Genomic DNA, 19,121 nt, shown 5'->3' with positions numbered 1-19,121 from the left:
GGAGAAAAACGACAGGAAAAAAGGAGGAATTCTCAATAAATGCGGTAACTTAGAGATTAGGATTGCGGAGAATAACAACCGCCGTTCTCATCGCGTAATCTCCGGATATCGACCCATAACGGGCAATGATAAAAGGAGTAACCTGTGAAAAAGATGCAATCTATCGTACTCGCACTTTCCCTGGTTCTGGTCGCTCCCATGGCAGCACAGGCTGCGGAAATTACGTTAGTCCCGTCAGTAAAATTACAGATAGGCGATCGTGATAATCGTGGCTATTACTGGGATGGCGGTCACTGGCGCGACCACGGCTGGTGGAAACAACATTATGAATGGCGAGGCAATCGCTGGCACCCACACGGACCGCCGCCATCGCCGCGCCATAACAAGCACAATGATCATCGTGGCGATCATCGTCCGGGGCCTGACAAACATCATCGCTAAATATCAATGCCGGATTGCCATCCGGCATTGACTACAAACTTAACGCTGCTCGTAGCGTTTAAACACCAGTTCGCCATTGCTGGAGGAAGCTTCATCAAAGAAGTAACCTTCGCTATTAAAACCAGTCAGTTGCTCTGGTTTGGTCAGCCGATTTTCAATAATGAAACGACTCATCAGACCGCGTGCTTTCTTAGCGTAGAAGCTGATGATCTTAAATTTGCCGTTCTTCTCATCGAGGAACACTGGCTTGATAATCTCGGCATTCAATTTCTTCGGCTTCACCGATTTAAAATACTCATCTGACGCCAGATTAATCACCACATTATCGCCTTGTGCTGCGAGCGCCTCGTTCAGCTTGTTGGTGATGATATCTCCCCAGAATTGATACAGATCTTTCCCTCGGGCATTCTCAAGACGGATCCCCATTTCCAGACGATAAGGCTGCATTAAATCGAGCGGGCGCAGTACGCCATACAAGCCGGAAAGCATTCGCAAATGCTGTTGGGCAAAATCGAAATCGTCTTCGCTGAAGGTTTCGGCCTGCAAGCCGGTGTAGACATCACCTTTAAATGCCAGAATCGCCTGGCGGGCATTCTCCGGCGTGAAATCTGGCTGCCAGTCATGAAAGCGAGCGGCGTTGATACCCGCCAGTTTGTCGCTGATGCGCATCAGGGAGCTAATCTGCGGGGGCGTCAGTTTCCGCGCTTCATGGATCAACTGCTGGGAATTGTCTAACAGCTCCGGCAGCGTATAGCGCGTGGTGGTCAACGGGCTTTGGTAATCAAGCGTTTTCGCAGGTGAAATAAGAATCAGCATATCCAGTCCTTGCAGGAAATTTATGCCGACTTTAGCAAAAAAAGAGAATGAGTTGATCGATAGTTGTGATTACTCCTGCGAAACATCATCCCACGCGTCCGGAGAAAGCTGGCGACCAATATCCGGATAACGCAACGGATCAAACACCGGGCGCACGCCGAGTTTACGCTGGCGTAGATAATCACTGGCAATGGTATGAACCACAGGCGAGAGCAGTAATATGGCGGTCAAATTGGTAATAGCCATGCAGGCCATTATGATATCTGCCAGTTGCCACATCAGCGGAAGACTTAGCAAGGTGCCGCCGATGACCGTTGCGAAGGTGCAGATTCGCAGACACCAGATCGCTTTAGGGTTGTTCAGGCGTAAGAAGAAGAGATTGTTTTCGGCATAAATGTAGTTGGCAACGATGGAGCTGAAGGCAAACAGAATAACCACGAGGGTAACAAACTCCGCACCCCAGGAGCCCATTAGCACCCGCATCGCCTTCTGGATAAGCTGAATACCTTCCAGCGGCATGTAGGTTGTGCCGTTACCCGCCAGTAATATCAGCATGGCGCTTGCCGTACAGATGACCAGGGTGTCGATAAAAATGCCAATCATCTGGACAATCCCTTGCGCTGCGGGATGCGGAGGCCAGGACGCCGCTGCCGCTGCCGCGTTTGGCGTCGACCCCATTCCTGCCTCATTGGAAAACATACTGCGCTGAAAACCGTTAGTAATCGCCTGGCTTAAGGTATATCCCGCCGCGCCGCCTGCCGCTTCCTGCCAGCCAAAAGCACTCTCAAAAATAGACCAAATGACGTGGGGAAGTTGCCCGATATTCATTACGCAAATTACCAGGCTGGTCAGTACCCAGATTATCGCCATCAACGGGACAAACCCCTGCATGAGCCGGGCGACGCCATGAAGACCGCGAGTGATTGCCAGCAGAGCAAAGACAGCGAGAATAATGCCTGTCACCAGCGGAGGAAAATCAAAAGAAAAACTCAGGGCGCGGGCAACGGCGTTCGCCTGAACTCCGCTGAAAATTATGCCGTAAGCGATGAGCAAAAAGAGGGCGAACAGAACGCCCATCCAGCGCATCCCCAGCCCGCGCGCCATATACCATGCCGGTCCGCCACGAAACTGCCCATTAACGTCACGTTCTTTATAAAGTTGTGCAAGGGAACATTCGGCAAACGAGGTCGCCATGCCGATAAACGCGGCAACCCACATCCAGAAGACGGCACCTGGTCCACCGGCGGTAATAGCCAGCGCAACGCCAGCCAGGTTGCCGCTACCCACGCGCGCCGCAAGACTGGTACACAATGACTGAAATGAGGTTAAACCGCCTGGCTGTGGATGAATGCTATTTTTAAGACTTTTGCCAAACTGGCGGATGTAGCGAAACTGCACAAATCCGGTGCGAAAAGTGAACCAACAACCTGCGCCGAAGAGCAGGTAAATCATTACCGATCCCCAAAGGACGCTGTTAATAAAGGAGAAAAAATCTGGCATGCATATCCCTCTTATTGCCGGTCGCGATGACTTTCCTGTGTAAACGTTACCAATTGTTTAAGAAGTATATACGCTACGAGGTACTTGATAACTTCTGCGTAGCATACATGAGGTTTTGTATAAAAATGGCGGGCGATATCAACGCAGTGTCAGAAATCCGAAACAGTCTCGCCTGGCGATAACCGTCTTGTCGGCGGTTGCGCTGACGTTGCGTCGTGATATCATCAGGGCAGACCGGTTACATCCCCCTAACAAGCTGTTTAAAGAGAAATACTATCATGACGGACAAATTGACCTCCCTTCGTCAGTACACCACCGTAGTGGCCGACACTGGGGACATCGCGGCAATGAAGCTGTATCAACCGCAGGATGCCACAACCAACCCTTCTCTCATTCTTAACGCAGCGCAGATTCCGGAATACCGTAAGTTGATTGATGATGCTGTCGCCTGGGCGAAACAGCAGAGCAACGATCGCGCGCAGCAGATCGTGGACGCGACCGACAAACTGGCAGTAAATATTGGTCTGGAAATCCTGAAACTGGTTCCGGGCCGTATCTCAACTGAAGTTGATGCGCGTCTTTCCTATGACACCGAAGCGTCAATTGCGAAAGCAAAACGCCTGATCAAACTCTACAACGATGCAGGTATTAGCAACGATCGTATTCTGATCAAACTGGCTTCTACCTGGCAGGGTATCCGTGCTGCAGAACAGCTGGAAAAAGAAGGTATCAACTGTAACCTGACCCTGCTGTTCTCCTTCGCTCAGGCTCGTGCTTGTGCGGAAGCGGGCGTGTTCCTGATCTCGCCGTTTGTTGGCCGTATTCTTGACTGGTACAAAGCGAATACCGACAAGAAAGAGTACGCTCCGGCAGAAGATCCGGGCGTGGTTTCTGTATCTGAAATCTACCAGTACTACAAAGAGCACGGTTATGAAACCGTGGTGATGGGCGCAAGCTTCCGTAACATCGGCGAAATTCTGGAACTGGCAGGCTGCGACCGTCTGACCATCGCACCGGCGCTGCTGAAAGAGCTGGCGGAGAGCGAAGGGGCTATCGAACGTAAACTGTCTTACACTGGCGAAGTGAAAGCGCGTCCGGCGCGTATCACTGAGTCCGAGTTCCTGTGGCAGCATAACCAGGATCCAATGGCAGTAGATAAACTGGCGGAAGGTATCCGTAAGTTTGCTGTTGACCAGGAAAAACTGGAAAAAATGATCGGCGATCTGCTGTAATCATTCTTAGCGTGACCGGGAAGTCGGTCACGCTACCTCTTCTGAAGCCTGTCTGTCACTCCCTTCGCAGTGTATCATTCTGTTTAACGAGACTGTTTAAACGGAAAAATCTTGATGAATACTTTACGTATTGGCTTAGTTTCCATCTCTGATCGCGCATCCAGCGGCGTTTATCAGGATAAAGGCATCCCTGCGCTGGAAGAATGGCTGACATCGGCGCTAACCACGCCGTTTGAACTGGAAACCCGCTTAATCCCCGATGAGCAGGCGATCATCGAGCAAACGTTGTGTGAGCTGGTGGATGAAATGAGTTGCCATCTGGTGCTCACCACGGGCGGAACTGGCCCGGCGCGTCGTGACGTAACGCCCGATGCGACGCTGGCAGTAGCGGACCGCGAGATGCCAGGCTTTGGTGAACAGATGCGCCAGATCAGCCTGCATTTTGTACCAACTGCGATCCTTTCGCGTCAGGTGGGTGTGATTCGCAAACAGGCGCTGATCCTTAACTTACCCGGTCAGCCGAAGTCGATTAAAGAGACGCTGGAAGGTGTAAAGGACGCTGAGGGTAACGTTGTGGTGCACGGTATTTTTGCCAGCGTACCGTACTGCATTCAGTTGCTGGAAGGGCCATACGTTGAAACGGCACCGGAAGTGGTTGCTGCATTCAGACCGAAGAGTGCAAGACGCGAAGTTAGCGAATAAAAAAATCCCCCCGGGCGGGGGGATCTCAAAACAATTAGTGCGATTCACCAATCGGCAGAACGGTGCGACCAAACTGCTCGTTCAGCACTTCACCCATCGCCAGATAGATTGCGCTGGCACCGCAGATCAGACCAATCCAGCCGGCAAAGTGGATGATCGCGGCATTACCGACAATGTTACCGATCGCCAGCAGGGCAAACAGCACGGTCAGGCTAAAGAAAACGAATTGCAGAACGCGTGCGCCTTTCAGCGTGCCGAAGAACATAAACAGCGTAAATACGCCCCACAGACCCAGGTAGACACCAAGGAACTGTGCATTTGGCGCATCGGTCAGACCCAGTTTCGGCATCAGCAGAATCGCAACCAGCGTCAGCCAGAAAGAACCGTAAGAGGTGAATGCGGTTAAACCGAAAGTGTTGCCTTTTTTGTACTCCAGCAGACCAGCAAAAATTTGCGCGATGCCGCCGTAGAAAATGCCCATGGCAAGAATAATACCGTCCAGAGCGAAATAACCCACGTTGTGCAGGTTAAGCAGAATGGTGGTCATGCCGAAGCCCATCAGGCCCAGCGGTGCCGGATTAGCCAACTTAGTGTTGCCCATAATTCCTCAAAAATCATCATCGAATGAATGGTGAAATAATTTCCCTGAATAACTGTAGTGTTTTCAGGGCGCGGCATAATAATCAGCCAGTGGGGCAGTGTCTACGATCTTTTGAAGGGAAAATGAAAATTTTCCCCGGTTTCCGGTATCAGACCTGAGTGGCACTAACCATCCGGCGCAGGCAGGCGATTTGCAGTACGGCTGGAATCGTCACGCGATAGGCACTGCCGCTGACCGCTTTAACCCCATTTAGTGCCGCGCCTACAGGGCCTCCCAGCCCCGCGCCGCGCAGCAAACCATGCCCAAGTACGCTCATTGCTGCGTGGGTGCGTAAAATGCGGGTCAATTGGCTGGAAAGCAAATGCGACACGCCTTTTGCCAATAATTTGTCTTTCATCAGCAGCGGCAGCAGCTCTTCCAGCTCATTCACCCTGGCATCGACCGCGTGCAGAAACTCCTGCTTATGTTCCTCGTCCATTTTCTTCCAGGTATTACGCAGAAATTGTTCCAGTAACTGTTGCTCAATTTCAAACGTAGACATCTCTTTGTCGGCTTTCAGCTTCAATCGTTTTGAAACATCGAGCAAAATGGCCCGATACAATTTACCGTGTCCACGCAGTTTGTTGGCGATACTATCGCCACCAAAATGCTGTAATTCTCCAGCAATCAGCTGCCAGTTGCGGCGATGTTGCTCGGGGTGCCCTTCCATCGATTTAAACAGTTCGTTGCGCATCAGTACGCTGGAGAGGCGAGTTTTGCCTTTTTCATTATGAGTGAGCAGCCGGGCGAAATTTGCCAATTGTTCCTCACTACAATGCTGGAGAAAATCCAGATCTGAATCATTCAGGTAATTAACATTCATTTTTTGTGGCTTCTATATTCTGGCGTTAGTCGTCACCGATAATTTTCAGCGTGGCCATATCCGATGAGTTCACCGTATGACCGGAAAAGGTGATTTTTGAGACGCAGCGTTTATTGTCGTTATCGCTGTTAATGTTGATCCAGTCAGTGGTTTGCCCTTCTTTTATTTCTGAAGGAATATTCAGGCTCTGACTGGCGCTACGGGCGGCTTTGAAATAAACCGATGCACCACTTAACTGTAAATCGCCATGGTCGGCAGTGAGTTGAATACGTTTAACAATGCGACAAACAGGAAGTTTCAGCGCCAGATCGTTGGTTTCGTTACGCGGCATCGCAATGACGCCGAGGATTTTATGGTTGTTTGCCTGCGCCGTGCAGCACAGCAGCAGGCTAATCGCCAGGCTGGCGGAAAGCGTAAAAACGGATTTCATAAGTATTCTCTTAGTGGGGAGAGGTAGGGGATGAATACCCACTAGTTTACTGCTGATAAAGAGAAGATTCAGGTACGTAATATTTTCTTTTTATTACAATTTTTCTATGAATGTCTTGGCTGTCATTCATTCTCTATATGAATAAAATTGCTGTCAGTTTCATGTCTTGTCCTGCCATATCGCGAAATTTCTGCGCAAAAGCACAAAAAATTTTTGCATCTCCCCCTTGATGACGTGGGTTACGACCCCATTTAGTAGTCAACCGCAGTGAGTGAGTCTGCAAAAAAATGAAATTGGGCAGTTGAAACCAGACGTTTCGCCCCTATTACAGACTCACAACCACATGATGACCGAATATATAGTGGAGACGTTTAGATGGGTAAAATAATTGGTATCGACCTGGGTACTACCAACTCTTGTGTAGCGATTATGGATGGCACCACTCCTCGTGTACTGGAGAACGCCGAAGGCGATCGCACCACGCCTTCTATCATTGCCTATACCCAGGATGGTGAAACTCTGGTTGGTCAGCCGGCTAAACGTCAGGCAGTGACGAACCCGCAAAACACCCTGTTTGCGATTAAACGCCTGATTGGCCGCCGCTTCCAGGACGAAGAAGTACAGCGTGATGTTTCCATCATGCCGTTCAAAATTATTGCTGCTGATAACGGCGACGCATGGGTCGAAGTTAAAGGCCAGAAAATGGCACCGCCGCAGATCTCTGCTGAAGTGCTGAAAAAAATGAAGAAAACCGCTGAAGATTACCTGGGTGAACCGGTAACTGAAGCTGTTATCACCGTACCGGCATACTTTAACGATGCTCAGCGTCAGGCAACCAAAGACGCAGGCCGTATCGCTGGTCTGGAAGTAAAACGTATCATCAACGAACCGACCGCAGCTGCGCTGGCTTACGGTCTGGACAAAGGTACTGGCAACCGTACTATCGCGGTTTATGACCTGGGTGGTGGTACTTTCGATATTTCTATTATCGAAATCGACGAAGTTGACGGCGAAAAAACCTTCGAAGTTCTGGCAACCAACGGTGATACCCACCTGGGGGGTGAAGACTTCGACAGCCGTCTGATCAACTACCTGGTTGAAGAATTCAAGAAAGATCAGGGCATTGACCTGCGCAACGATCCGCTGGCAATGCAGCGCCTGAAAGAAGCGGCAGAAAAAGCGAAAATCGAACTGTCTTCCGCTCAGCAGACCGACGTTAACCTGCCGTACATCACTGCAGACGCGACCGGTCCGAAACACATGAACATCAAAGTGACTCGTGCGAAACTGGAAAGCCTGGTTGAAGATCTGGTAAACCGTTCCATTGAGCCGCTGAAAGTTGCACTGCAGGACGCTGGCCTGTCCGTATCTGATATCGACGACGTTATCCTCGTTGGTGGTCAGACTCGTATGCCAATGGTTCAGAAGAAAGTTGCTGAATTCTTTGGTAAAGAGCCGCGTAAAGACGTTAACCCGGACGAAGCTGTAGCAATCGGTGCTGCTGTTCAGGGTGGTGTTCTGACTGGTGACGTGAAAGACGTACTGCTGCTGGACGTTACCCCGCTGTCTCTGGGTATCGAAACCATGGGCGGTGTGATGACGACGCTGATCGCGAAAAACACCACTATCCCGACCAAGCACAGCCAGGTGTTCTCTACCGCTGAAGACAACCAGTCTGCGGTAACCATCCACGTGCTGCAGGGTGAACGTAAACGTGCGGCTGATAACAAATCTCTGGGTCAGTTCAACCTGGATGGTATCAACCCGGCACCGCGCGGCATGCCGCAGATCGAAGTTACCTTCGATATCGATGCTGACGGTATCCTGCACGTTTCCGCGAAAGATAAAAACAGCGGTAAAGAGCAGAAGATCACCATCAAGGCTTCTTCTGGTCTGAACGAAGATGAAATCCAGAAAATGGTACGCGACGCAGAAGCTAACGCCGAAGCTGACCGTAAGTTTGAAGAGCTGGTACAGACTCGCAACCAGGGCGACCATCTGCTGCACAGCACCCGTAAGCAGGTTGAAGAAGCGGGCGACAAACTGCCGGCTGACGACAAAACTGCTATCGAGTCTGCACTGACTGCACTGGAAACTGCTCTGAAAGGTGAAGACAAAGCCGCTATCGAAGCGAAAATGCAGGAACTGGCACAGGTTTCCCAGAAACTGATGGAAATCGCCCAGCAGCAACATGCCCAGCAGCAGACTGCCGGTGCTGATGCTTCTGCAAACAACGCGAAAGATGACGATGTTGTCGACGCTGAATTTGAAGAAGTCAAAGACAAAAAATAATCGCCCTATAAACGGGTAATTATACTGACACGGGCGAAGGGGAATTTCCTCTCCGCCCGTGCATTCATCTAGGGGCAATTTAAAAAAGATGGCTAAGCAAGATTATTACGAGATTTTAGGCGTTTCCAAAACAGCGGAAGAGCGTGAAATCAAAAAGGCCTACAAACGCCTGGCCATGAAATACCACCCGGACCGTAACCAGGGTGACAAAGAGGCCGAGGCGAAATTTAAAGAGATCAAGGAAGCTTATGAAGTTCTGACCGACTCGCAAAAACGTGCGGCATACGATCAGTATGGTCATGCTGCGTTTGAGCAAGGCGGCATGGGCGGCGGCGGTTTTGGCGGCGGCGCAGACTTCAGCGATATTTTTGGTGACGTTTTCGGCGATATTTTTGGCGGCGGACGTGGTCGTCAACGTGCGGCGCGCGGTGCTGATTTACGCTATAACATGGAGCTCACCCTCGAAGAAGCTGTACGTGGCGTGACCAAAGAGATCCGCATTCCGACTCTGGAAGAGTGTGACGTTTGCCACGGTAGCGGTGCAAAACCAGGTACACAGCCGCAGACCTGTCCGACCTGTCATGGTTCTGGTCAGGTGCAGATGCGCCAGGGTTTCTTTGCCGTGCAGCAGACCTGTCCACACTGTCAGGGCCGCGGTACGCTGATCAAAGATCCGTGCAACAAATGTCATGGTCATGGTCGTGTTGAGCGCAGCAAAACGCTGTCCGTTAAAATCCCGGCAGGGGTGGACACTGGAGACCGCATCCGTCTTGCGGGCGAAGGTGAAGCGGGCGAGCATGGCGCACCGGCAGGCGATCTGTACGTTCAGGTTCAGGTTAAACAGCACCCGATTTTCGAGCGTGAAGGCAACAACCTCTATTGCGAAGTCCCGATCAACTTCGCTATGGCGGCGCTGGGTGGCGAAATCGAAGTACCGACCCTTGATGGTCGCGTCAAACTGAAAGTGCCTGGCGAAACCCAGACCGGTAAGCTGTTCCGTATGCGCGGTAAAGGCGTCAAGTCTGTCCGCGGTGGCGCACAGGGTGATTTGCTGTGCCGCGTTGTCGTCGAAACACCGGTAGGCCTGAACGAGAAGCAGAAACAGCTGCTGCAAGAGCTGCAGGAAAGCTTCGGTGGCCCAACCGGTGAGCACAACAGCCCGCGTTCAAAGAGCTTCTTTGATGGTGTGAAGAAGTTTTTTGACGACCTGACTCGCTAACCTCCCCAAAAGCCTGCCCGTGGGCAGGCCAGGGTAAAAATAGGGTGCGTTGAAGATATGCGAGCACCTGTAAAGTGGCGGGGATCACTCCCCGCCGTTGCTCTTACTCGGATTCGTAAGCCGTGAAAACAGCAACCTCCGTCTGGCCAGTTCGGATGTGAACCTCACAGAGGTCTTTTCTCGTTACCAGCGCCGCCACTACGGCGGTGATACAGATGACGATCAGGGCGACAATCATCGCCTTATGCTGCTTCATTGCTCTCTTCTCCTTGACCTTACGGTCAGTAAGAGGCACTCTACATGTGTTCTGCATATAGGGGGCCTCGGGTTGATGGTAAAATATCACTCGGGGCTTTTCTCTATCTGCCGTTCAGCTAATGCCTGAGACAGACAGCCTCAAGCACCCGCCGCTATTATATCGCTCTCTTTAACCCATTCTGTTTTATCGATTCTAATCCTGAAGACGCCTCGCATTTTTGCGTAATCAATCTTTAGTACATTGTTTATTTTAACTCTTATGTGCGTTTTCATTTACAAAAGTTGAGATTATGAACAAGAGGTTTAAGTTATGCCTGAATGGTGAGTTATTACTGGAGAAAGTAATAGAAGATACAAAATATTCTTGTACAGAATTGAATTTTCTTTTTGTGAGGAAAAATGTTTATAAATCAATGAGTGATATTTAAAATCGACACATTTTTTGAAACACGATACCTCCACACCCGGGGGTAAAAGTAATCTGCGATCTCCATCACGCTTTGCCATTCACCTTTAAATATACTTTCTGAGTCGTTCTTAATCAAAATGAATTATCTGATGTATTGATTTCTATGGAACCATAAAAACAATGAATGGAGAGCATATTATATGTCTGCCAAAAGACGGCTTCTTATTGCGTGTGCCCTGACAACGATTTTCTATCACCTTCCTGCATATTCTTCATTAGAATATAAAGGTTCCTTTGGCTCAATAAATGCAGGTTATGCTGACTGGAATAGTGGCTTCGTTAACACTCATCGTGGTGAAGTATGGAAAGTGACTGCAGACTTTGGTGTGAATTTTAAAGAAGCCGAGTTTTACTCATTTTATGAAAGCAATGTGCTTAACCATGCCGTAGCGGGGCGTAATCATACCGTTTCTGCTATGACACATGTCAGACTCTTTGACTCCAATATGACTTTCTTTGGCAAGATCTATGGTCAATGGGATAACTCATGGGGTGACGATCTTGATATGTTTTATGGTTTGGGCTACCTCGGCTGGAATGGTTCATGGGGGTTTTTTAAACCGTATATTGGATTGCATAATCAATCTGGAGACTACGTCTCAGCCAAATATGGACAAACAAATGGCTGGAATGGTTATGTTGTTGGCTGGACAGCAGTATTACCTTTTACGTTATTTGACGAAAAATTTGTTTTATCTAACTGGAATGAAATAGAACTGGACAGAAATGATGCCTATGCGGAACAACAATTTGGTCGGAATGGGCTAAATGGCGGTTTAACAGTGGCCTGGAAGTTCTATCCTCGCTGGAAAGCCAGTGTGACGTGGCGTTATTTCGATAATAAGTTGGGCTACGATGGTTTTGGCGATCAAATGATTTATATGCTTGGTTATGATTTCTAATTTTCATCAGGGAATAATTATGCAGAAAACATTAATGGCCAGTTTGATCGGCCTTGCAGTTTGCACAGGGAATGCTTTTAATCCAGCCGTAGCCGCCGAAACTAAACAACCCAATTTAGTCATCATTATGGCGGATGATTTAGGCTATGGTGATTTGGCAACATATGGACATCAGATCGTTAAAACGCCCAATATAGACAGGCTTGCCCAGGAAGGCGTCAAATTTACCGACTATTATGCACCTGCCCCCTTAAGTTCTCCTTCACGGGCGGGACTATTAACAGGGCGGATGCCATTTCGTACCGGCATACGCTCATGGATCCCAACGGGAAAAGATGTGGCATTAGGGCGTAATGAACTCACGATTGCTAATCTACTCAAAGCGCAAGGGTACGACACGGCCATGATGGGTAAGCTGCATCTGAATGCAGGCGGCGATCGCACCGATCAGCCGCAGGCAAAAGATATGGGCTTTGATTACTCACTGGTTAATACGGCGGGTTTTGTTACCGACGCTACTCTGGATAATGCGAAGGAGCGTCCCCGTTTTGGCATGGTCTATCCAACGGGCTGGTTGCGTAACGGGCAACCCACACCACGTTCCGATAAAATGAGTGGTGAGTATGTCAGTTCGGAAGTCGTCAACTGGTTGGATAACAAAAAGGACAGTAAGCCTTTCTTCCTTTATGTCGCTTTTACCGAAGTGCACAGTCCCCTGGCTTCGCCCAAAAAATACCTCGACATGTACTCACAATATATGAGCGAATATCAGAAGCAGCATCCTGATTTATTTTATGGCGACTGGGCGGATAAACCCTGGCGTGGTCCAGGAGAATATTATGCCAACATCAGTTATCTGGATGCTCAGGTTGGAAAAGTACTGGATAAAATCAAAGCGATGGGTGAAGAAGATAACACCATCGTTATTTTTACCAGTGATAACGGCCCAGTAACCCGTGAAGCACGTAAAGTTTATGAACTGAATTTGGCAGGGGAAACTGATGGATTACGTGGTCGCAAGGATAATCTCTGGGAAGGTGGCATCCGTGTTCCGGCGATTATTAAATACGGAAAGCATCTTCCAAAGGGAATGGTTTCAGATACGCCTGTTTATGGGCTGGACTGGATGCCTACGCTGGCGAAAATGATGAACTTCAAATTACCGACAGACCGCACTTTTGATGGCGAATCGTTGGTTCCTGTCCTTGAGAACAAAGCGCTAAAACGTGAAAAGCCATTAATCTTCGGAATTGACATGCCATTCCAGGATGATCCAACCGACGAATGGGCGATACGTGATGGTGACTGGAAAATGATCATCGATCGTAACAATAAGCCAAAGTACCTATACAACCTCAAAACCGATCGTTTTGAGACCATTAATCAGATAGGTAAAAATCCAGACATTGAAAAACAAATGTATGGTAAGTTCTTAAAGTATAAAGCCGATATTGATAATGATTCATTAATGAAAGCCAGAGGTGATAAACCGGAAGCGGTAACCTGGGGCTAATCTGATAACCATAATAAATGTAATGTATGCCTTTCAGGGCTATGCCCGCCTGATTCAATGTTACACATTGAATCAGGTTCTTTTCTTTGACATATGACGATAATATCCGGGTATTCGCAGGGAGTGAATATGTTTACCAACGTAAATGTTGATTGTTGCAAAACACCAGGATGCAAAAACCTGGGGTTGTTGAATAGCCAGGATTATATTGCACAAGGCAAAAATATTTTATGTCGGGAATGCGGTTACTTGTTTCCTGTGATATCTGAACGATCTCTTAATATTTATCGTAATCGTGTTAATCATTCATGGAGAGGGGTGGTTTCACAATGTCCAGCTTGCGGAAGCACATCTCTGAAAAAGTATGGCTATTCAGCTCAGGGGCAGAGGAGAATGTATTGTCATCATTGTTCCAGAACTTTTATCACTCTGGATCATGTAAATACAACGCCGCGAAGAACACATTTAGCATTGATGATTGATCAAGGTGCTTCACTTGCAGATATCCGTAAATTATTACTTCTTAATAGCACAGGGCTTAACCGTGAGTTGATGAAACTAGCCCGGGAAGTAAACTATAAAGAAAGTTGCCAATACTCTTCTGCTTCTGATATTTCTCTATCTACCCGCGCTTTTCGCGTAAAGTTTAACGGTAGTAACAACTATCTTTATAGTCTTGTTACCGCAGAAGAACAAAGCGGTAGAGTCGTCGCTATTTCAACAAATTATTCTTCATCAGCGGTAGAGTCGCATTATCAATATGCATCAAGTTATGAAGAGCGTTTGTCTCCAGGGACACTGGCGCATCACGTACAACGCAAGGAGTTACTTACTATGCGGCGTGATACCTTATTTGATATTGATTATGGTCGGGCGATATTACATCAAAACGATCCGGGGATGCTGGTGAAACCGGTTCTTCCGGCGTATCGCCATTTTGAACTGGTTAGAGCACTGACTGAAGCATATTCTATAAATATTCAACACTACCTTGATCACGAGTGCTTTATATTAGGCGGTTGTCTAATGGCTAATTTACAGCATATTCATCAAGGCCGGTGCCATATTTCATTTGTGAAAGAACGCGGCGAGAAAACGACTCATTATGATACGCCGCCGCGGTTGTTTTTGAGTGGTGGCGTGAGAAATAATGTTTGGCGTACATTTTCCGCCCGTGATTATTCAATGGCTGTTTGTAACCTTACAGGAAACAAGAAAGCAAATGAAATGCGGTATTCGACGTTAGCAAGCGCGACTCGTTTTATCAACTTCCTGGAGGCTCATCCCTTTCTACCCTCATTAAACCGAATGTCGCCTGCCAATGTTGTCTCAACATTAGATATTTTCAAGCATCTCTGGAATAAACAGCTATAGCACAGTGCGATTTTATTATTACTTTTCCTAATTAATCCCTCAGAAATCCTGACCTTAAGCTATGATTATCAGGGCTTAGGGTCACTCGTGAGCGCTTACAGCCGTCAAAAACTCATCTCATCGCTGATGGCACAAATCCTTCAATGGTTCGTAAAAAACGAATTATTCCTACACTATAATCTGATTTTAACGATGATTCGTGCGGGGTAAAATAGTAAAAACGATCTATTCACCTGAAAGAGAAATAAAAAGTGAAACATCTGCATCGATTCTTTAGCAGTGATGCCTCGGGAGGCATTATTCTTATCATTGCCGCTATCCTGGCGATGATTATGGCCAATAGCGGCGCAACCAGTGGATGGTATCACGACTTTCTGGAGACGCCGGTTCAGCTCCGGGTTGGTTCACTCGAAATCAACAAAAACATGCTGTTATGGATAAATGACGCGCTGATGGCGGTATTTTTCCTGTTAGTCGGTCTGGAAGTTAAACGTGAACTGATGCAAGGATCGCTAGCCAGCTTACGCCAGGCCGCATTTCCAGTTATCGCCGCTATTGGTGGGATGATTGTGCCGGCATTGCTCTATCTGGCCTTTAACTATGCCGATCCGATTACCCGCGAAGGGTGGGCGATCCCGGCGGCTACTGACATTGCTTTTGCACTTGGTGTGCTGGCGCTATTGGGAAGTCGTGTTCCGTTAGCGCTGAAGATCTTTTTGATGGCTCTGGCTATTATCGACGATCTTGGGGCCATCATTATCATCGCATTGTTCTACACTAATGACTTATCGATGGCCTCTCTTGGCGTCGCGGCTGTAGCAATTGCGGTACTCGCGGTACTGAATATCTGTGGTGTTCGTCGCACGGGCGTTTATATTCTGGTTGGCGTGGTACTGTGGACAGCGGTGTTGAAATCAGGTGTCCATGCAACCCTGGCTGGCGTCATTGTCGGCTTCTTTATTCCGTTAAAAGAGAAGCATGGGCGCTCTCCGGCTAAACGTCTGGAGCATGTTTTGCATCCGTGGGTGGCATATCTGATTTTGCCGCTGTTTGCGTTTGCCAATGCGGGGGTATCTCTGCAAGGCGTGACGCTGGATGGCCTGACCTCCATTCTGCCATTAGGGATCATCGCCGGTTTGCTGATTGGCAAGCCACTGGGTATTAGTCTGTTCTGCTGGTTGGCGCTGCGTTTGAAACTGGCGCATCTGCCTGAGGGAACGACTTATCAGCAAATTATGGCGGTGGGGATCCTGTGCGGTATCGGTTTTACTATGTCTATCTTTATTGCCAGCCTTGCCTTTGGTAGCGTAGATCCAGAACTGATTAACTGGGCGAAACTCGGTATCCTGGTCGGTTCTATCTCTTCGGCGGTAATTGGATACAGCTGGTTACGCGTTCGTTTGCGTCCATCAGTTTGACAGGACGGTTTACCGGGGAGCCATAAACGGCTCCCTTTTCATTGTTATCAGGGAGAGAAATGAGCATGTCTCATATCAATTACAACCACTTGTATTACTTCTGGCATGTCTATAAAGAAGGTTCCGTGGTTGGCGCAGCGGAGGCGCTTTATTTAACACCACAAACCATTACCGGACAGATTCGGGCGCTGGAAGAGCGCCTGCAAGGCAAATTATTTAAGCGCAAGGGACGTGGTCTCGAACCCAGCGAGCTGGGAGAGCTGGTCTATCGCTATGCCGATAAAATGTTCACCTTAAGCCAGGAAATGCTGGATATCGTGAACTATCGCAAAGAATCCAATTTATTGTTTGACGTTGGCGTGGCTGATGCACTTTCTAAACGCCTGGTCAGTAGCGTACTTAACGCCGCAGTGGTAGAAGGCGAGCCGATTCATCTTCGCTGCTTCGAATCCACCCACGAAATGCTGCTGGAGCAATTAAGTCAGCATAAACTGGATATGATCATTTCCGACTGTCCGATAGATTCTACGCAGCAGGAAGGTCTGTTCTCCGTGAGAATTGGCGAATGTGGCGTGAGTTTCTGGTGTACAAATCCACCACCGGAAAAACCGTTCCCGGCTTGTCTGGAAGAACGGCGGCTTTTGATTCCTGGGCGACGTTCAATGTTAGGGCGCAAATTGCTTAACTGGTTTAACTCCCAGGGATTAAACGTAGAAATCCTCGGCGAGTTTGATGATGCCGCGTTGATGAAAGCTTTTGGTGCGATGCACAATGCAATCTTCGTTGCCCCAACGCTTTATGCATATGACTTTTATGCCGATAAAACTGTCGTAGAAATTGGTCGCGTCGAAAATGTGATGGAAGAGTACCATGCTATTTTTGCTGAGCGGATGATTCAGCACCCGGCGGTACAGCGAATCTGCAATACGGATTATTCTTCGTTGTTTTCTCCCGCCTCACGATAGATATTAAAACTCACGCCCCGCTATATACGGGGCGTGCTAATGAACAAACGATGTCCTTTAAACGGGTAATAACTGGCGATATTTCCCTTTCTCACGAATGAATACCGGTATCTGGTGCAGCGGCGCGCAATGATGAAGCTTTTGCCCACCCGCGTAGTGTTCATGGGTATAAAAATCGATCCATGTCTCTCCGGCAGGCAACCAGACATCACGTGAACGTGTACCTTCGTGCATTACAGGGGCAACGAGAAGGTCCGGGCCAAAGCAGTACTGATCATAAATATTCCAGCTTTCTGCCTGGTCTGGAAACTCAAAGAACATCGTGCGCATTACCGGGCTGTTCTTCTCGTGCGTCTCAGCCATAATTTTACTGATATAAGGTTTCAGCTTCTCACGCAACTGCAGGCAGGAAGTGAGAATTTCACCGGTTTCTTCACCATAGCTCCAGACTTCATTCGGCGCGCCAGTCGGACATTGTGCGATGCCATCACGATAGGGTTGTTCAGGCAAAACTTGCGGGTCGCGGTTGCCATGTAAACGCATTACTGGGCTGAATACCCCCCACTGGAACCAGCGAATAAGCAGTTCATGAAATTTTGGATCATGTATGTTGCCACCGTGGAAACCGCCAATATCCGTCGTCCACCACGGGATCCCGGCAATTCCCATGTTCAGCCCCGCAGCAAACTGATTGCGCAGAGAACGGAAGGAGGAGTGGATATCGCCTGACCACACCAGGGCACCATATTTCTGACTACCGGCCCAGGCGCAGCGTAGCAAATTGATCACCTGCTTTTCTCCGGCTGCCTGCATGCCATCGAAGAACGTTTTGGCGTACATACGCGGATAGATATTACCGACTTCCAGCACTGGCCCTGCGTAGTAACGATAGTTGTCATAATCGTAAACACCGAACTCTGGCTCGGCTTCATCCAGCCAGAACAGTTTCACGCCTTTATCGTAATAATTGCGTTTGGCTTTGTTCCAGACATATTCCCGTGCGCCAGGATGTGTCGCATCAAAGAACGTGGTGTTGCCAAGGAAATCCATATTGATAGGCAAACCACGCTCGGTGTGGACTAGCCAGCCGTTTTCTTTCATCTCCCGATAACTCTCGGTACGGTTATCTACGGTAGGCCAGAATGAAACCATCAGTTCGATACCCATTTCTTTTAATTCGGCGATCATCGCATCGGGATCGGGCCAGTCACGCAGATCGAACATCCAGTCACCCTGATTCGGCCAATGGAAGAAATCGATGACAATCACCGAGATCGGAAGATTGCGTTGCTTGTAGCCGCGTGCGACTTCTAACAATTCTTGTTGATTACGATAGCGAAGCTTGCATTGCCAGAACCCCATTGCGTAATCAGGCATCATCGGTGGCGTACCGGTTACTCGTGCATAGGCTTCACTGATCTCAGCCGGAGTATCGCCCGCAGTGATCCAGTAGTCCAGTTGTTCACTGACTTCTGCTACCCATTCCGTACCGTTTTGCGCGAAGGTGACGCGGCCAATTGCTGGGTTATTCCACAGAAAACCATAACCCTGATTTGATAGCAGGAAGGGAACAGAAGCCTGCGAGTTACGTTGTGCCAGCTCCAGCATGCAACCTTTTAAATCCAGGTTTGGTTGCTGATACTGACCCATGCCAAAGAGTTTCTCGCCATCGTTGGCTTCAAATCGTGCCTTAATCGTAAATTTCCCGCCAGGAATAGGCTTGAATTCACGGGCCTGTAGATTAAGAGCGCTCACATATTGGCCGTGTGCTGACTCATCTTCACCAATTTCGCCACGTTGACGCCAGAACTCTTGCAGCAGGCATTTATCATCATTACGCCAGAAAGAGAGCTGGCCCTGAAGATTTACGATGGCAGTGATTTTACCATTTCTCAGCGTTGCCTGTTTTTCATCCCAGGTGATATGAGCGACAGCATCGCCAGGATCCTGAGTTAACGCCCAGTTTTCATTGCGCATTACCGGTAAATGGCGGCCGCTTCGCACGCGTAAGCTGTTTTCGCCCCAGGCTTCAATCCAGAGATAACGATCGTCTTGTTGCCAGACCAGACGGTGGGGATCTTGCTTAATAAACGACATAATTGTTCCTCCCAGGAGCAAGTGGCATGT

The 19,121-nt window shown here is 48.7% G+C and carries 17 protein-coding genes; 10 read left to right on the top strand and 7 right to left on the bottom strand.

Translation table 11 applies throughout. The annotated features are described in order from the left end of the window. Window positions 1-144 precede the first annotated feature (144 nt). Window positions 145-441: a DUF2502 domain-containing protein gene (locus ACJHYW_RS02210; protein WP_000738728.1), complete on the top strand. Its 297-nt coding sequence runs from the start codon at window positions 145-147 to the stop codon at window positions 439-441. Between the two features lie 39 nt (window positions 442-480). On the opposite strand, the gene yaaA is transcribed toward ACJHYW_RS02210, so the two are convergent. Next, a complete protein-coding gene (yaaA, locus tag ACJHYW_RS02205; protein WP_000906193.1) occupies window positions 481-1,257 on the bottom strand; it encodes a peroxide stress protein YaaA in 777 nt (258 codons plus the stop codon). Window positions 1,258-1,326: 69 nt separating this feature from the next. Further along, entirely contained in the window at window positions 1,327-2,757 is a 1,431-nt protein-coding gene (locus ACJHYW_RS02200) for an alanine/glycine:cation symporter family protein (RefSeq protein WP_001112573.1), read from the bottom strand. Window positions 2,758-3,035: 278 nt separating this feature from the next. Between ACJHYW_RS02200 and tal the strand changes: the two genes are divergently transcribed. Continuing rightward, on the top strand, window positions 3,036-3,989 hold the full coding sequence (tal, locus tag ACJHYW_RS02195) for a transaldolase (protein ID WP_000130187.1): 954 nt from the start codon (window positions 3,036-3,038) through the stop codon (window positions 3,987-3,989). Between the two features lie 114 nt (window positions 3,990-4,103). Further along, a complete protein-coding gene (mog, locus tag ACJHYW_RS02190) occupies window positions 4,104-4,691 on the top strand; it encodes a molybdopterin adenylyltransferase (protein ID WP_001094685.1) in 588 nt (195 codons plus the stop codon). A gap of 34 nt (window positions 4,692-4,725) precedes the next feature. Here mog and satP read toward each other — a convergent pair whose 3' ends face one another. The 3 genes from satP to ACJHYW_RS02175 all read right to left on the bottom strand — a co-directional run bounded on the left by satP (window position 4,726) and on the right by ACJHYW_RS02175 (window position 6,584). After that, on the bottom strand, window positions 4,726-5,292 hold the full coding sequence (gene satP, locus ACJHYW_RS02185; protein WP_000528541.1) for an acetate uptake transporter: 567 nt from the start codon (window positions 5,290-5,292) through the stop codon (window positions 4,726-4,728). 148 nt (window positions 5,293-5,440) lie between these two features. After that, on the bottom strand, window positions 5,441-6,154 hold the full coding sequence (gene msyB / locus ACJHYW_RS02180) for an acidic protein MsyB (RefSeq protein ID WP_001102367.1): 714 nt from the start codon (window positions 6,152-6,154) through the stop codon (window positions 5,441-5,443). Window positions 6,155-6,179: 25 nt separating this feature from the next. Then, window positions 6,180-6,584: a DUF2541 family protein gene (locus ACJHYW_RS02175; RefSeq protein WP_000843579.1), complete on the bottom strand. Its 405-nt coding sequence runs from the start codon at window positions 6,582-6,584 to the stop codon at window positions 6,180-6,182. A gap of 375 nt (window positions 6,585-6,959) precedes the next feature. On the opposite strand from ACJHYW_RS02175, the gene dnaK reads away from it, so the two are divergent. Both dnaK and dnaJ read left to right on the top strand, forming a co-directional pair. Further along, entirely contained in the window at window positions 6,960-8,876 is a 1,917-nt protein-coding gene (gene dnaK, locus ACJHYW_RS02170; RefSeq protein WP_000516135.1) for a molecular chaperone DnaK, read from the top strand. Between the two features lie 88 nt (window positions 8,877-8,964). Next, complete coding sequence (gene dnaJ / locus ACJHYW_RS02165) at window positions 8,965-10,095, top strand: molecular chaperone DnaJ (protein WP_001118464.1); 1,131 nt, start codon at window positions 8,965-8,967, stop codon at window positions 10,093-10,095. A gap of 103 nt (window positions 10,096-10,198) precedes the next feature. On the opposite strand, the gene mokC is transcribed toward dnaJ, so the two are convergent. Then, window positions 10,199-10,351: a type I toxin-antitoxin system toxin MokC gene (mokC, locus tag ACJHYW_RS02160; protein ID WP_000809168.1), complete on the bottom strand. Its 153-nt coding sequence runs from the start codon at window positions 10,349-10,351 to the stop codon at window positions 10,199-10,201. Window positions 10,352-10,962: 611 nt separating this feature from the next. On the opposite strand from mokC, the gene ACJHYW_RS02155 reads away from it, so the two are divergent. From ACJHYW_RS02155 to nhaR, 5 genes are all read left to right on the top strand, one after another. Further along, window positions 10,963-11,724, top strand: coding sequence for an outer membrane protein OmpK (locus tag ACJHYW_RS02155; RefSeq protein WP_001274824.1), 762 nt, complete (start codon window positions 10,963-10,965; stop codon window positions 11,722-11,724). A 19-nt stretch (window positions 11,725-11,743) separates the two neighbouring features. Beyond that, the gene (locus ACJHYW_RS02150) at window positions 11,744-13,237 is read left to right on the top strand and encodes a sulfatase (protein ID WP_001361353.1); all 1,494 of its coding nucleotides are present in this window, start codon (window positions 11,744-11,746) and stop codon (window positions 13,235-13,237) included. Between the two features lie 129 nt (window positions 13,238-13,366). Next, the gene (locus ACJHYW_RS02145) at window positions 13,367-14,611 is read left to right on the top strand and encodes a hypothetical protein (protein ID WP_001361352.1); all 1,245 of its coding nucleotides are present in this window, start codon (window positions 13,367-13,369) and stop codon (window positions 14,609-14,611) included. 251 nt (window positions 14,612-14,862) lie between these two features. Beyond that, a complete protein-coding gene (nhaA, locus tag ACJHYW_RS02140; RefSeq protein ID WP_000681353.1) occupies window positions 14,863-16,029 on the top strand; it encodes a Na+/H+ antiporter NhaA in 1,167 nt (388 codons plus the stop codon). A gap of 65 nt (window positions 16,030-16,094) precedes the next feature. Next, window positions 16,095-16,994: a transcriptional activator NhaR gene (nhaR, locus tag ACJHYW_RS02135; RefSeq protein WP_001295755.1), complete on the top strand. Its 900-nt coding sequence runs from the start codon at window positions 16,095-16,097 to the stop codon at window positions 16,992-16,994. Window positions 16,995-17,051: 57 nt separating this feature from the next. Here the strand turns inward: nhaR and ACJHYW_RS02130 are convergent, their stop codons facing one another. Then, on the bottom strand, window positions 17,052-19,091 hold the full coding sequence (locus ACJHYW_RS02130) for a TIM-barrel domain-containing protein (protein WP_000008159.1): 2,040 nt from the start codon (window positions 19,089-19,091) through the stop codon (window positions 17,052-17,054). Window positions 19,092-19,121 lie beyond the last annotated feature (30 nt).

Source organism: Escherichia sp. WS3063 (assembly GCF_046486595.1).
GTDB lineage: Bacteria > Pseudomonadota > Gammaproteobacteria > Enterobacterales > Enterobacteriaceae > Escherichia > Escherichia coli.
The sequence above is the reverse complement of the archived record's forward strand: the minus strand, read 5'-3'. Positions and strand labels throughout refer to the sequence as shown.